12 protein-coding genes are annotated in these 14,476 nt (G+C 65.1%); 10 read left to right on the top strand and 2 right to left on the bottom strand.

Annotated features, from left to right (window positions below):
- Positions 1 to 3 precede the first annotated feature (3 nt).
- From JI748_RS07810 to dinB, 10 genes are all read left to right on the top strand, one after another.
- Positions 4 to 984, top strand: a complete 981-nt coding sequence (locus JI748_RS07810; RefSeq protein ID WP_201636588.1) for an ABC transporter substrate-binding protein — start codon at positions 4 to 6, stop codon at positions 982 to 984.
- A gap of 242 nt (positions 985 to 1,226) precedes the next feature.
- Positions 1,227 to 2,567: a homoserine dehydrogenase gene (locus JI748_RS07805; protein WP_233280671.1), complete on the top strand. Its 1,341-nt coding sequence runs from the start codon at positions 1,227 to 1,229 to the stop codon at positions 2,565 to 2,567.
- Between the two features lie 28 nt (positions 2,568 to 2,595).
- Positions 2,596 to 3,582, top strand: coding sequence for a class II fructose-bisphosphatase (gene glpX, locus JI748_RS07800; RefSeq protein WP_201636583.1), 987 nt, complete (start codon positions 2,596 to 2,598; stop codon positions 3,580 to 3,582).
- A gap of 236 nt (positions 3,583 to 3,818) precedes the next feature.
- Positions 3,819 to 5,609 (top strand): single-stranded-DNA-specific exonuclease RecJ, encoded by a 1,791-nt coding sequence (recJ, locus tag JI748_RS07795; protein WP_201636581.1) that lies wholly within the window; start codon positions 3,819 to 3,821, stop codon positions 5,607 to 5,609.
- Between the two features lie 141 nt (positions 5,610 to 5,750).
- Positions 5,751 to 6,986, top strand: a complete 1,236-nt coding sequence (locus tag JI748_RS07790) for an SAM-dependent methyltransferase (protein WP_201636579.1) — start codon at positions 5,751 to 5,753, stop codon at positions 6,984 to 6,986.
- Between the two features lie 235 nt (positions 6,987 to 7,221).
- Complete coding sequence (locus tag JI748_RS07785; RefSeq protein WP_201636577.1) at positions 7,222 to 8,172, top strand: ABC transporter substrate-binding protein; 951 nt, start codon at positions 7,222 to 7,224, stop codon at positions 8,170 to 8,172.
- Position 8,173: 1 nt separating this feature from the next.
- Positions 8,174 to 9,211 (top strand): FecCD family ABC transporter permease, encoded by a 1,038-nt coding sequence (locus JI748_RS07780; protein WP_233280636.1) that lies wholly within the window; start codon positions 8,174 to 8,176, stop codon positions 9,209 to 9,211.
- On the top strand, positions 9,208 to 10,260 hold the full coding sequence (locus tag JI748_RS07775) for a FecCD family ABC transporter permease (protein ID WP_201636575.1): 1,053 nt from the start codon (positions 9,208 to 9,210) through the stop codon (positions 10,258 to 10,260). The genes JI748_RS07780 and JI748_RS07775 overlap by 4 nt, the downstream gene beginning before the upstream one ends.
- Before the next feature lie 14 nt (positions 10,261 to 10,274).
- A complete protein-coding gene (locus JI748_RS07770; protein ID WP_201636573.1) occupies positions 10,275 to 11,087 on the top strand; it encodes an ABC transporter ATP-binding protein in 813 nt (270 codons plus the stop codon).
- 249 nt (positions 11,088 to 11,336) lie between these two features.
- Positions 11,337 to 12,584 carry a DNA polymerase IV gene (gene dinB, locus JI748_RS07765; protein WP_201637132.1) on the top strand — a complete coding sequence of 416 codons (1,248 nt, stop codon included), beginning with the start codon at positions 11,337 to 11,339 and terminating at the stop codon, positions 12,582 to 12,584.
- Here dinB and JI748_RS07760 read toward each other — a convergent pair.
- Together JI748_RS07760 and JI748_RS07755 are read right to left on the bottom strand one after the other, a co-directional pair.
- Positions 12,573 to 13,934 (bottom strand): sensor histidine kinase, encoded by a 1,362-nt coding sequence (locus JI748_RS07760; protein WP_201636571.1) that lies wholly within the window; start codon positions 13,932 to 13,934, stop codon positions 12,573 to 12,575. The genes dinB and JI748_RS07760 overlap by 12 nt on opposite strands.
- Positions 13,931 to 14,443, bottom strand: coding sequence for a molybdopterin-dependent oxidoreductase (locus JI748_RS07755; protein WP_201636569.1), 513 nt, complete (start codon positions 14,441 to 14,443; stop codon positions 13,931 to 13,933). The genes JI748_RS07760 and JI748_RS07755 overlap by 4 nt, the downstream gene beginning before the upstream one ends.
- Between the last annotated feature and the right edge of the window lie 33 nt (positions 14,444 to 14,476).

Genomic DNA, 14,476 nt, shown 5'->3' with positions numbered 1-14,476 from the left:
CAAATGCTGCGTCATCTCTCTTTCCTCGCCATTACCGCGACAGCACTGACCGCGCCGGTGCTCGCGCAGGATGCATTCCCGGTCACCATCCAGCATGCGCTCGGTGAAACCACCATCGAGGCCAAGCCCGAGCGCGTCGTCACCTGGGGCTGGTCTGCTCAGGATGTCGTCCTTGATCTCGGCCTCACCCCAGTCGGTATGCCCTTCTTTGCCTATGGCGGCGGCGAAGATGGCGTCCTGCCCTGGACCGAAGCGGCCATCACCGAAGCCGGACTCGACATGCCAACTGTCCTCCCCAACACGCCCGAAGCGCCGCTCGAAGCCATCGCGGCGCTCGACCCGGACGTGATCATTGCCCCATATTCCGGTATCACCGCCGAAGAATACGAACTCCTGAGCGCCATCGCGCCGGTCGTCGCCTATCCCGAAAAGCCATGGCTGATCCGCTGGCAGGATGTCGTGACCCTGACCGGTCAGACGCTGGGTGAAAGCGAAAAGGCCGCAGCGCTGATCGCCGACACTGAAAGCTTCCTTGCCGAACAGGTTGCCGCCTATCCCGACATCGAAGGCACGGTCTTCGCCAATGTCGTCAACCGCAACGACGGACAGGTCTCGGTGCGCATCGAAGGTGATCCGCGCGTCCAGCTCTTCGCCGATATAGGCATGGTGCCCGCGCCGGCGCCTGAAGGTGGCGCGCTCGTGCCCACCGGCATCGCCTATACGCTGAGCTACGAGAACTTCGACCAGATCCCGGCCGACATGCTCCTGAGCTTCTACGACAACCAGGAATCAGCCGATAACTTCATCGGCCTCGACCTCATCAAGCTCTCGCCGCTCGTTGCCAAAGAGGCCTACACCACCCTTGTTGGCGAAGATCTGACCATGGCAGTCTCCGGTGCCATCACGCCATTGTCCCTGCGCTGGGGCTTCCCGCAGGTCGTCGGCGAAGTCGGTCGCGCCGCCACGGCAGCGAAAGCCGAATAAATCCTTGGGGCGGCGCCATCTGCCGCCCCACTCCTATTGACGCCTAGGCGAATTCCTATGCAGATGGCGCCACCATGAGTGATATTCAGTCCTTCCGCCAAGCCGTCGAATCCTTCATCTCTGCCCGCGGTTGGACTCCCACCCGTTTCGGCCGCATCGTCGCCGGCGATCCGCTCTTCGTCTTCGACCTGCGCGACGGCCGCGAACCGCGCAGCGAAACCCGCTCGCGCATCATGAAGGCAATGGCCGAATTCGGCGAAACCGACCGCCAGGCGCCGATCCGCATCGGCGTCGCCGGGCTCGGCAATGTCGGCGCCACCCTCGTGCGCATCCTCCAGAAGGATGGCGCCGAACTGACCCGCAAGCTCGGCCGCAATCTTGAAGTCGTCGCCGTCGCCGCCCGCTCGCGCTCCCGCGACCGAGGCATCGACATTTCTGGCCTTACCTGGTTCGATGATCCCGTTGCCCTCGCCAAATGGGACGGCATCGACCTTTTCGTCGAACTGATCGGCGGCGAAGACGGCCCGGCCTTTGCCGCGGTTAAAGCCGCCCTTGAAATCGGCCGCCCGGTCGTTACCGCCAACAAGGCGCTTCTCGCCAAGCATGGCGTGACCCTCGCGCGCATGGCCGAAGAATCCGGTGCCCAGCTCGGCTTCGAAGCCGCCGTCGCCGGCGGCATCCCCGTCATCAAGACCCTCCGCGAAGGCCTCGGCTCCGCCCGAATCGCCAAGGTCTTCGGCATCATGAACGGCACCTGCAACTACATCCTGACCCGCATGGGCAATGAAGGCATCACTTTCGCCGATTGCCTCAAGGACGCGCAGGCACTGGGTTATGCCGAAGCTGACCCGACCTTTGACGTCGAGGGCTTCGACACCGCCCACAAGCTCTCGATCCTCGCTACCCTCTGCTTCGGCTACGAAATCGCACCCGACAAAATCCGCGTCGAAGGCATCTCCCGGATCACCCAGCACGACATCAAGGTCGCCGCAGAGCTCGGTTACAAGATCAAGCTTTTGGGCATTGCCGAGCGCACCAGCGACGGCATCGAACAGCGCGTGCACCCGACCTTCGTGCCCAAAGGCTCGGCTGTCGCCGGCGTCGATGGCGTCATGAATGCCGTCGCCCTCGAAACCGACCACGTGCACGAACTGCTGCTGGCCGGCCCCGGCGCCGGTGGTCCGCCCACCGCATCATCGGTCCTGTCCGACATCCTCGACATCGCCCGCGGCACCCGCGTGCCCCCGCTCGGCGTTCCCAGTGCCGAGCTTCTGCCCTATCGCGACGCGCCGGACCGCGCCCATACCGGCGGCTTCTACATCCGCCTCTCTGCCAAGGACGTGCCCGGTGCGCTGGCCGCCATCACCTCGCGCATGGGTGCCAAGTCTATTTCGATCGACAGTGTCATCCAGCGGTCAGATCTTGGTGCCAAAGCCATCTCCGCCGATGGCTCGCCGACCCGCACCGTGGTGATGATCACGCAGCAGACTTTGGAATCATCGGTGCGCGAAGCGCTTGCAGAGATTGCTGCAGATGGCTTCATAGTGGGTGAGCCGCAGCTCATTCGGATCGAGACGCTCTAGTCTCGGCGCTGCCGCGTCAGGGGGGACGATGAAGCTCAGCAAAGTCGAGGACGGAAAAAGTCCGTCCCACCTTCACCGTACATTGGCTCTGGAAATGGTCCGCGTCACCGAACGCGCCGCCATCGCGGCTGCCGAATGGCGCGGCAAGGGCAATGAAAAAGCCGCCGACGACGCCGCCGTCGCCGCCATGAAGGACGAGCTCGATCGCGTCTCGATCTCGGGCCGCATCGTCATCGGCGAGGGCGAAGAGTTCGAATGCGACAACCTTTTCATCGGCCAGCCGGTCGGCGCCGGGCAGGGGGCTGAGGTCGACATCGCCGTCGATCCACTCGAAGGCGTCACCCTCTGCGCCAAGAACCAGCCCGATTCCATCGTCGTCCTCGCCATGGCCGAGCGCGGCGGCCTCCTCAACGTCGCCCGCAACGTCTACATGCATAAAATCGCCATCGGCGCTGCCTATGCGCCCGAGACGGTCCACATCGAGTGGTCGGCCACCGAAAACGTCCGCGCCCTCGCCAAGGCCAAGGGCGTGCCGATCTCGGAAATCACCGCCATCGTCCTCGACCGCCCCCGCCATGCTGGCCTTCTCGAAGAGCTGCGCACCGCCGGCGTCTCGGTCAAACTCTTGTCTGACGGCGACATTGCCGGCGTCATCCACGCCGTCAACACCGAGGATACCGGCGTCGACATCTATCTCGGCTCCGGCGGCGCCCCCGAAGGCGTCCTCGCCGCGGCCGCCCTCCGCTGCATCGGCGGCCACATGCAGGGCAAGCTCATCCTCGACACCCCCGACAAGCGCCACCGCGCCCGCGAAATGGGCATCACCGACCCCAACCGCATCTACGCCCTCGAAGAACTCGCCGCCGGCGACGTCCTCTTCTCCGCCACCGGCGTCACCGACGGCTCCCTGGTCGAAGGCGTAAAACTCCGCCGCGGCTCGGTAGAGACCAGCACCGTCGTCATGCGCTCCTGGAGCCAGACCACGCGTTGGATCCGGGCAAGGCACGCACGGTAGGCACCCCCTTCCGAGCTGCGCTGAGCCTTCGGCTAAGCTTTGCTTGCCTTCCCCTCAAGGGGGAAGGTGAAGCTAGTGCTTGTCCGAAGAAGGTGCCACATACTCGATGTCACCTTCCCCCTCAGAGGGGAAGGCAAGCAAAGCTTGGCGAGGGACGAGCCTAGCGACGCTCGGAAGGGGGTGTGCGATCTCCCCACAACCACCTATATGCGTGTAGTCCCCAACCAAAGCCCTCCATGCCCGAGACTCCACGTCCCTTCCTCGACATCACGAGCTCCATCACCGGCCGCGCCTGGATCGATCGCCTCGATACCACAGCCGCCCGTGCCGCCACCGTCATCGGCCAGCGCTCCGACATTCCCGACATTCTCGCTCGCGTCATTGCCGCCCGCGGCGTCGGCATCGATGACGCCCAGACCTATCTCGAGCCCACCATCCGCGCCCTGATGCCGGACCCGTCCACGCTGACCGACATGGACGCCCTTGCCGAGCGCCTCGCAAAGGCCATCACCGACCACGAATCCATCGCCCTCTTCGGTGATTACGACGTCGACGGCGCTTGCTCCTGCGCCCTCATGACCCGCTTCCTGCGCGCCTTCGGCATCGAACCGCAGGTCCACATTCCCGACCGCATCTTCGAAGGCTACGGCCCCAACGTTGCGGCCATGGACAAACTGATCGATGCCGGCGCTACGCTCATCATCACCCTCGATTGCGGCACCACCAGCGATGGCCCCATCGCCCATGCCCGCAACCGCGGCGTCGATGTCCTGGTCGTCGACCACCACCTTTCCGACCATGATCTGCCGCCCGCGTCCGCGCTGGTGAACCCCAATCGCCCTGACGACATTTCCGGCCTCTTCTATCTCTGCGCCGCCGGCGTCACCTTTATGGTCCTCGTCGCCACCAACCGAACCTTACGCAATCGCGGCGATACCGGCCTGCCGGACCTGCTCAAACTTCTCGACCTTGTCGCCCTCGCCACCATCTGCGACGTCGTCCCGCTCACCGGCCTCAACCGTGCCTTCGTTATTCGCGGCCTCGAAGTCGCCCGTCGCGGTGAAAAGCCGGGCCTTTCTGCCTTGGGCCTTGCGGCCCGCATCAACGGCCCGCTTAATCCCTATCACCTCGGCTTCCTCATCGGCCCGCGCATCAATGCCGGCGGCCGCATCGGCGATGCCGGGCTCGGCACCCGTCTTCTCGCCCTCGATGATGAGCATCAGTCCATGGTCATCGCCGCCAAGCTCGAGGAGCTTAACGGCGAACGCCAGCGCATCGAGGTCGAGGCGGTGGAGCAAGCCTGTGCCACCGCCGAAGCCGAGATCGGCTCTGGCGAAGGCCCCCCCATTCTCGTCCTCGCCTCCGCCGATTGGCACCCCGGCGTCGTCGGCCTCGTCGCCGCGCGCCTGCGCGAACGCTTCGACCGCCCCACCTTTGCCATCGCCCTTCATCCCGACGGCACCGGCACCGGCTCCGGCCGCTCCATGCCCGGTGTCGACCTCGGCAGCGCCGTTATCGAAGCGGTCGAAACCGGCCTCCTCCCCAAGGGCGGTGGTCACGCCATGGCCGCTGGCGTCAGCCTGCGCCCCGGCGATCTCGGGCCCTTCCGTGCCTTCATGGCCGATAAGCTCGGCCCCAGCGTCCACGCCGCTCGGGCCGCTTCGGCCCTAAAGGTCGACGCCGCGCTCTCCGCGCGCGGCGCAACGCTCGACCTTCTCCACAGCATCGAGCGGGCAGGGCCGTTCGGCTCAGGCAATCCCACGCCCGTCTTTGCCTTCCCGGCTCATCGGGCCCGCTTCCCACAAGTGGTGGGCAAAGGCGGTCATGTCAGTTTCTCGCTGGCGTCCGACGATGGCGCCAAGCTCAAGGCCATCGCCTTCCGCGCCGCTGGCACGCCGATCGGCGACACCCTGATGCGCGATGCCGACACGCCGCTCCATTTCGCCGGCAGCCTCTCGCTCGATCACTATCAAGGCCGCGAACAGGTACAGTTTCGCCTTACAGACATCGCCCGCCCTTCGCGCTGATCAACCACCCTTGCATCTGGCTTCCAAAGGGCTAAATATTGAGCCCGCGCCACCGTTTGGACTCAACCGGCCAAAGGCTCGTTGGCGCTTCCGGCGACAGCGTTCGGTCCGTCGCCCTTCGCGAGTGTTGGACAGCGGCCAATGAGCAAATCTGCCGTAGATCAATCCCAAACCGGCGCCTCAGCCTGGACCCACCTTAGCTCCTGGCTCGTCGAACGTGTCGGCGTGTCGCTGCTTGGAAGTCCACGCAACGGCTCGCTCACCGTGGTGTTTCCAAACGGCCGAACGCGCACCGTCGGCCAGCCCAACAGCGGCAATCATGCGACGCTGAAACTCAATAATTTCCGCGTCATCACCGAAGCCATGCAGCGCGGAACCGTCGGTTTCGCCGCCGCCTACATGAATGGCGATATCGAGAGCGACGACCTCACGGCAGTCTTCCGGTTCTTCCTCCAGAACCACGCCATGTTTGACGACGCCAACAAGGGCTTCTTCAAAAAGGCGGCCGGCGACCTTCACTACCACATGTCGCGCGGCAACACGCTTGAGGGCTCCAAGAAGAACATCGCCGAGCACTACGATCTCGGCAACGACTTCTACGGCCAGTGGCTCGATCCCTCGATGACCTATTCCTCGGCCATCTTCTCCTCGGGCGATCAGACGCTCGAAGAAGCGCAGCGCGCAAAATATCGCCGCGTCGCCGATATGGCTGGCATAACCGAAGGCTCATCGGTGCTCGAAATCGGCTGCGGCTGGGGCGGCTTCGCCGAAACCGTCGCCCGCGACTACCGGGCCAATCTGCGCGGCATCACCCTCTCCGCCGAACAGCTCAAATACGCTCAGGAGCGCGTCGCGCGCCAAGGCCTCGACAGCCACGCCACTCTGGTCTTCGAAGATTACCGGCACACGACCGGTGAGTTCGACCACATCGGCTCCATCGAAATGATTGAAGCGGTCGGCGAAGACAATTGGCCGAGCTACTTCCAGACGCTGCATGATCGCCTCAAGCCCGGGGGCACCGCAGCCATCCAGGCCATCACCATCCGCGAAGAGCATTTCGAAGGCTATCGCTCCGGCCCCGACTTCATCCAGCGCTACATCTTTCCCGGCGGCATGCTGCTGACCAAGACCGTGATGGATGAATTCGGCAAGCGCTACGGCCTGGTCCTGGAACAAGTGGAAAATTTCGGCCTCTCCTACGCCAAGACCCTAAAGCTCTGGCGCGAACGCTTCCTCGAACGCTGGCCCATGATCGCCCCTCTCGGCTACGACGAACGCTTCAAGCGCAAATGGGTCTACTACCTCAGCTACTGCGAAGCCGGCTTCACCGAAGGCACGATCGACGTTGGCATCTATCAATACCGCCGTCCGGTCTAAGCGACACTAACTCCCCTCCCAGCCTCCCCCGTAAGTCGGGGGAGGAGCTAGATCGTCTCTGTGGCGAGATGTTAGCCCTCTACCGGCGCACTCCTCCCCCGCCTTACGGGGGAGGCGGGGTGGGGGAAGGCCGCGCTCGCCAGCCCGGAAAGTGACGAAGAACCACTTGCTAACTTGACTTGACCACTCAGCTTACCCCCGCTACGGAAAACAAAACCGTTCCGGGGATGCCATCATGCGCCACGCTGCCGCTCTTGCCGTCACACTTCTCGCCACCACCACCCTGGCCGCCACGGCACAGGAATGGACCTACACGGGCGGCGACGGACAAACCGTGACCCTCGACGCCGCCCCCGTCCGCATCATCGCAAGCCAGGATGCCGCCGCCGGCCTGATCCCCCTCGGCATCCGGCCCGTCGGCATCTATGCCGATAGCGCCGTTGCAGATGCCAAAGCGCTCGAAGGCCTCGATCTTTCCGGCATCGAAATCGTCGGCCAGGTTTGGTCCGAGGTGGATATCGAAAAGGCCGCGGCGCTCGAGCCCGATCTCATCATAGGCGAATGGTGGGACCGCAACGAAGCCTGGTCGGGCGGCCAGGACCTGACCGCGCTTCTGACCCAGCTGGCTCCCATCACCGGCGTCGCCGCCAGTGACTCAATCGTTGGCATGATCGCTGATTACGAGACCCTCGCCGAAAGCCTCGGCGCCGATCTCAGCGACCCGGCCATCGCCGCAGACAAAGCCGATTTCGAAGCCGCCCGCGATGCCTTCACCGCTGCCGTTGCGGCCAAGCCCGACCTTACCGCGCTCGCCGTCTATGCCGGTGACGACGCGCTCTACGTCGCCGATCCGAAGGGCGCCGCCGAACTTCTCGATCTCCAGTCCTGGGGCCTCAACCTGATCTCCCCCGATGGTGTCGACGCCACCGGCAACAACTACTTCGAGACCCTGTCCTGGGAAAACGCCGACAAATACCCCGCCGACCTGATCCTCGTCGACAACCGCTCCGCCTCGACGCTCGAAACCGCATTGGCGCAGCCGACCTGGACGCTCAACCCAGGCGCGGCTGCCGAACAGATCGCCGATTGGCCAGCCTATTGGGTGCGCAACAGCGCCGCGTTTGCCGGTGCGCTCGAAAAACTGACCGCGGCCGTCGAAGCTGCCGATCCCAGCGTCGCGCCCTGATTTGACGACGCTGACGGCATCGGCGCCCCCGCGCGCGCAAAAAGCAGCCCGGCTCACGCTCGGGCTGCTTCTGCTCGCCATGATGCTTGCCGCCATCGCGGCGCTGTCACTTGCTGTCGGCGCCCGCCCCATCCCGCTCGAAACCGTCTGGCGCGCGCTCACCGCCTATGACGCCACCGCCACCGAGCACCGCATCATCTGGGACCTGCGCCTGCCGCGCACCGTCATCGGCCTTCTGGTCGGTGCTGCCCTCGGCCTTGCTGGCGCCGTCCTGCAAGGCGCCACGCGCAATCCACTGGCCGATCCGTCCATCCTCGGCATCCACGCTGGCGCCTCGCTCGCCGTCGTGCTCGGCGTCGCCTTTTTCGGCATGACCCAGCTCTCGAGCTATGTCTGGCTCGCCTTTCTCGGGGCAGGGGGCGCCATGCTGGTCGTCTACTCCGTGGCTTCGCTGGGGCGCGAAGGCGCAACGCCGGTCAAGCTCGCTTTAGCCGGCGCGGCCCTCAGCGCCGTCATGTTCTCGGTCATCAACGGCATCCTCCTGACCAGCCAGCGCACCCTCGACGAAATCCGCTTCTGGCAGGTTGGCTCTCTGGCCGGCCGCAGCATGGACATCCTGTTCCAGGTCACGCCCTTTCTGATCGTCGGCGCCGTCCTCGCCCTCGCCGTTGCCCGCCTCCTTGATGGCCTTTCCATGGGCGATGACGTTGCCCGCGCCTTGGGCCAGCGCATCGGCATCTCCCGCGCCTTGTCTGGCCTTGCCGCGGTCATCCTTGCCGGCGCCAGCACTGCCGCCGCCGGCCCCATTGCCTTTGTCGGCCTCACCGTGCCCCACGTCGCTCGGTCTATCACCGGCCCCGGCTACCGCTGGATCCTGCCCTATTCCATGCTCCTCGCGCCCATCCTTTTGCTCGGCGCCGACGTTCTGGGCCGCGTCATCTCCCCGCCCGGCGAAGTGCAGGTCGGCATCGTCACCGCCCTGATCGGCGCGCCCTTTTTCATCGCGCTCGTCCGCCGCAAGAAGCTGGCCGCACTTTGACCGCCGCGATCGACACCACCGGCATCATCGCCTCGCGTGCCCACTCCGCGTCCCGACGCAATCGTCTTGCCTGGGCACTAGCCGCTGCTTTGGCCGTGACTTTCGCCCTCTCCATGTATCTGGGCGACTTCCCGATTCCGGTCTCCGGCATCATCCAGTCGCTGTTTTCCCCGCTTACCGGCCTTGCCAATCGCTCGGTCGATTTCATCGTCCTCCAGGTCCGCCTGCCGCGCGCACTCCTCGCCATCGCCTCCGGCGCCGCCTTCGGTCTCAGCGGAATCATTTTCCAAACGCTTTTGCGTAACCCATTGGCCAGCCCCGACATTATCGGGATATCGCGCGGTGCCAGCGCCGCCGCCGTCTTCGTCATTATCATCCTGGGCTGGACCGGCCTGGCGGTTTCGCTCGGCGCCTTCGCCGGTGCCGTCCTCACCGCGCTCGCCATCTACTTCCTCGCTTGGCGCAACGGCTTGACGCCCTACCGAGTCGTCCTTATCGGTATCGGCACCGATGCCGTCCTCATCGCCGCCATCTCCTATATTTTTACCCGCGCCCGCATCAACGAAGTCCAGCAGGCCATGTCCTGGCTTGTCGGCTCGCTCAACGCCGCCCGCTACACTGATCTTCTCGTCCTCGCCGCCGCCATGGCCGTGCTGATCCCTGCGCTGATCGCACTGCTCCGCAGCCTCGATCCCATGGAATTGGGCGATGACACCGCCCGCGCGCTTGGCGCCCCGGTCGAACCAGCTCGCCTCGGCCTCATGCTCGTCGCCGTCGCCTTTGCCGCCTTTGCCACCGCCGCTGTCGGTCCCGTCGGCTTCGTCGCTTTCGTCGCCGGCCCCTTGGCGCGCGCCTTGCTCAAGGGGGCAGGGCGGGGCTTCCTCCATGCCGCGCTGATCGGCGCCCTCGTCATGCTGGTCTCCGACCTCATCGCCCAGCACATGCTGCCCGCGACACAATTGCCGGTAGGCGTCGTCACAGGTGCCTGCGGCGCCATCTTCCTGCTATGGCTGCTCATAACCTCCGGCCGGTCTGGCCGCGTAAACTGATCGGAGCGTAAACCATGTCCGCCAATCATTCTCTCATGGCTGCCGGTCTCGACCTCGGCTATGGCGACCGCCAGATCGTTTCTGCCCTCGACCTTTCGGTGCCCGCCGGCAAGCTCACCGTCATCGTTGGCGCCAATGCCTGCGGCAAGTCCACGCTCCTCCGCGGCCTCGCCCGCCTGCTGACGCCCAGCCGCGGCGCCGTCTACCTCGATGGCAAGCCCATTCACCAGATGCGCACCCGCGATGTCGCCACCATCCTCGGCGTCCTCCCGCAATCCCCCATCGCCCCTGACGCCATCACCGTCACCGATCTCGTCGGCCGCGGTCGCTACCCGCATCAGGGCTGGTTCCGCCGCTGGACCCCCGAGGACGACCAGGCCGTCGCGGAAGCCCTTGCCGCCACCGACACTGCCGATCTCGCCGATCGCCCCGTTGACGAACTCTCCGGCGGCCAGCGCCAGCGCGTCTGGATCGCCATGGCGCTCGCTCAGCAGACCGACCTCCTCCTGCTCGACGAACCCACCACCTTCCTCGACATCAACCATCAGGTCGAAGTCCTCGATCTCCTCACCGATCTCGTCAAGGAACGCGGCCGCACCGTCGTCGTCGTCCTCCACGACCTCAACCTCGCCTGCCGTTATGCCGATCACATCGTCGCCATGAAAGCTGGCCAGATCGTCGCCGAGGGCCGCCCCGTCGACGTCGTCACCGAAACCGTCGTCAAATCCGTCTTCGGCATGACCTCCCGCGTCGTCGTCGACCCCATCTCCGACACCCCCATGATCGTCCCCATCGGCCGCCATCACATAGAAAAGCAGTTGGCCTAGCTACCTGACATCTCGGCTCTTCCTTTCCCTCCTCTCGAGGGGGAGGGCAGCAAAGCTTGGCGACGCAGGAGCCTAGCGACGCTGGGTGGGGTGGGGCCCCGAACTCCACTCCCGCGACCCCACCCCACCCTCATTCCCTCCCCCTCAAGGGGAGGGAGGCGCATGACCCAATCCACAGTCACCGACTTCCGCCACGTTGACTCCCTGATCAAGATAAGAACAAATAGAGAACACTCCCGCGAGGACACCATGCCCGCAACCATCCTCCACGCCGACCTCGACGCCTTCTACGCATCCGTCGAGCAATTGCTGAACCCGGACCTGCGCGGCAAACCCATTGCTGTCGGCGGCGGCGTCGTCCTCGCCGCTTCCTACGAAGCCAAGGCCTTTGGCGTGCATGGTGGCATGTCCGGCCGCAAGGCGCGCGAACTCTGCCCGCAACTGATCTTCACCGGCGGCAATTTTGCCGAATACCAGCGCCTCGGCGACGCCGCCATCGCCGTCCTCCACGACTACACACCCGCCGTCGAGCGCATTTCCATCGACGAAGCCTTTGCCGATGTCGCCGGCTGCACCCACCTCTTCGGTTCCCCCGAAACCATCGCTGCCACCATCCGCCGCCGCGTCCGCGATGAGTTGGGTCTTCCCATTTCGGTCGGCGTCGCCGGCACCAAGCACCTTGCCAAGATCGCCTCGCAGGTCGCCAAGCCCGACGGCCTCGTCCATGTCGCGCCCGGGACCGAAATGGATTTTTTGCGCGACCTGCCGGTCGGGCTCATGTGGGGCGTCGGTCCGGTCACCGAACGCAAGCTCAAGGAAGAGGGGATCGAAACCATCGGCCAGCTTGCCGCTACGCCGGGGCGCTCGCTGCGTGGCCTCCTGGGCGACGCCGCCGGCGACAAGCTCGCCGATCTTGCCAGCAATCGCGATAGCCGCAAGATCGTCACCCACAAGCGCGCCCGCTCTGCCGGCGCCCAGTCCGCGCTTGGCCATAAACCGGCTACCCAAGCCACGATCAAGCCAACGCTGCGGCATCTCGCCGATCGCGTCACCTCGCGCCTTCGCGCCAAGGCCCTGGCCGGCCGGACCATTACCATCCGCGTCCGCTTTGCGGACATGCGCGCCGTCACCCGTTCCATGACCCTCGATGCGCCGATTTCCGCCACTGTCATGGTCGCCGAGATCGCCGAAGAACTGGTGCGCGCCGCGCTCGCCGATCACCCACGCGAGCGCTTCATCTCGCTGCTGGCTGTGTCCGTCTCGCATATCGACGACCAGCCCCACATCCAGCTCGAACTGCCGCTCGGCCTGCCGGACGAAAAACGCCGCCCCGGTGCCCGGCAGGGAGCTGCCCGCTGGTCCGCTGATCGCGCCATGGACAAAGCGCGCGACCGCTTCGGCCGCGACAGCATCGGCTATGCTGTCACCCAGCTGGAAAAACGGAAGTCCGTCCCAGACGCCTTCCGCGAACTGGCGGAAAAAGACCTAGGCCGCTGAGTCCATTGCCGTGAGTGCCGCCGGCTCCACCACACGCAGTGGAAATCGCAGCGTAAAGGTCGAGCCCACCCCTTCGGCGCTCCGCACCTCGACCTTACCGCCATGCAGCGCCATGATCTGCGACACGAAATTGAGCCCGATCCCGGTGCCCGGCAGGCCCTCGGCCGTCCGCGCCCGGAAAAATCGCTCGGTGACGAAACCGATCTCGTCGCTCGGAATGCCGACGCCGCGGTCCTCGACGCTGATCAGCACATCGCCACCCTGACGCTCACCGCGCACCTCCACAGGCGCGTCACCCGGGGAATATTTGAGCGCATTGGAAACAAGGTTTTGCACCGCTTGCTCGAGCAGCGTCGTGTCCGCCTGAACGAGCTTCGGCAAATTGCCGATATCGAGCTCGATCCGCCGCTGATCCTCGTCCGGCTGGTTGTCGACGACGTTTGCGACCAGCGCAGGAAGATCGCATGGCCGGGCTTGGAAGCTGATCTCGCCCTGCTCGAGCCGCGCCGCGTTGAGCGTTGATTCCATCAGCCGCGTCAGCCGCAGACAGGCATTGCGGATTTTGCCGATCCTCGAGCTCAACTCGTCCGGCGTCATCTCCATGCCGCGCCGCAACATGCGCTGCGCGCTCGAATCGATGATCGATAGCGGCGTCCGGAACTGGTGCGACACCACCGAGGTGAAGGCGCGGTGGAGGCGCGAAACCTCCCGCTCATGAGCAAGCGCTGCCTCGGCGCGCATGGCCGTTCGTAGGCCGCGCACCATAAGAATGGCGACAATCACGACCGCTACCAGAGTTGCCAGGAGAAAGCCCAAGATTTCGAACAGAATCTGCTGCCGTCCGGCGCGCACCGCTTCCTGCCGATCCCGCCCGTCCAGCATGCCGGCATTGGCGAAGTCGCGCATGGTCGCGGCGATGGACCGCGCCATTTCGTGCAAGGCAAGCACGCCGTCCGTGTCCGCGGGCGTGAGGTTTGCCAGGATCGGCCGCTCCGCCTCGAGGAGGGGACGCAGGTTTGCGATCTCGTCGTCATAGCCCATGGCCGCGACACGCGCCGTCATCTGCCCTTCTTCGAAAAGCTTGATGCGGCTGTCGAGCAGATCGAACCGCAACTGCAATTCGTCCCGCGCCACGCGGCCGGCCTCGAACAGCAGCGCCGTATCGGCAAGCCGCATGGCCTCATACTGGCCTTGGCTTGAAAACCAGATCACGCCTTCGGCGGGCTCGCCGCGCAGGCGGCTTTCGTTGAGCGCCAGCCGCGTCACCGCGGTCAGCAGCAAAACAAACAACATCGTCAGGGCAAGCGCCGCAACCAGGAAGGGCCGCGAGCGCCAGGGCCGCGCCGTCATTTCACGTCGAGCGCCTTGAGCTGCCACACCCAGCGGTCATGGAGGCGCCGGTCCTGCAAGGCTGGTTCATCGTCGCGCGGATAGATGATCCAGATCGGACCCTTGTCGCTGACCTGCATTTCCTCGCCATTGACCTTGGTCGCCAGCAAGACGTCGTAGTTCTGGAAATCGTTCATCGGCACTTCGACCGTATAGTCGTTGAGCGCGGAAGCAAAAACGCTCTCGCCCGTCGCCCCGACGCGCTCGAACACCGTGCGGCCCAACACGCCTTCGAAGGTCTGCACGCCATCTGTCCAAGGCGTCGTGGTCTTGATTTCGACCACGCCAAGCCCTTCCAGCATCTCGCGATCGAAGGCTGCTCCGCCATCGCTATTGCTGACCGCGACCGCGCCGGTAACGGTCAGGATCACAGGACCGGTCGGCGCCGGCAAAGCCTCCTGCGCCCAAATCGGTGAAAACGAAAACAGCAGTGCAGAAACAACCAAGGCGCCGCGCGCAAGTGCCGACATAGCCAGTCCCCGTGACTATTGTTGAGTGTCGGT

The sequence above is a fragment of the Devosia rhizoryzae genome, from assembly GCF_016698665.1.
In the GTDB taxonomy this organism is placed as follows: Bacteria; Pseudomonadota; Alphaproteobacteria; order Rhizobiales; family Devosiaceae; genus Devosia; species Devosia rhizoryzae.
Note: the sequence above shows the minus strand (reverse complement) of the source record. Positions and strands in the feature narration are given on the sequence as shown.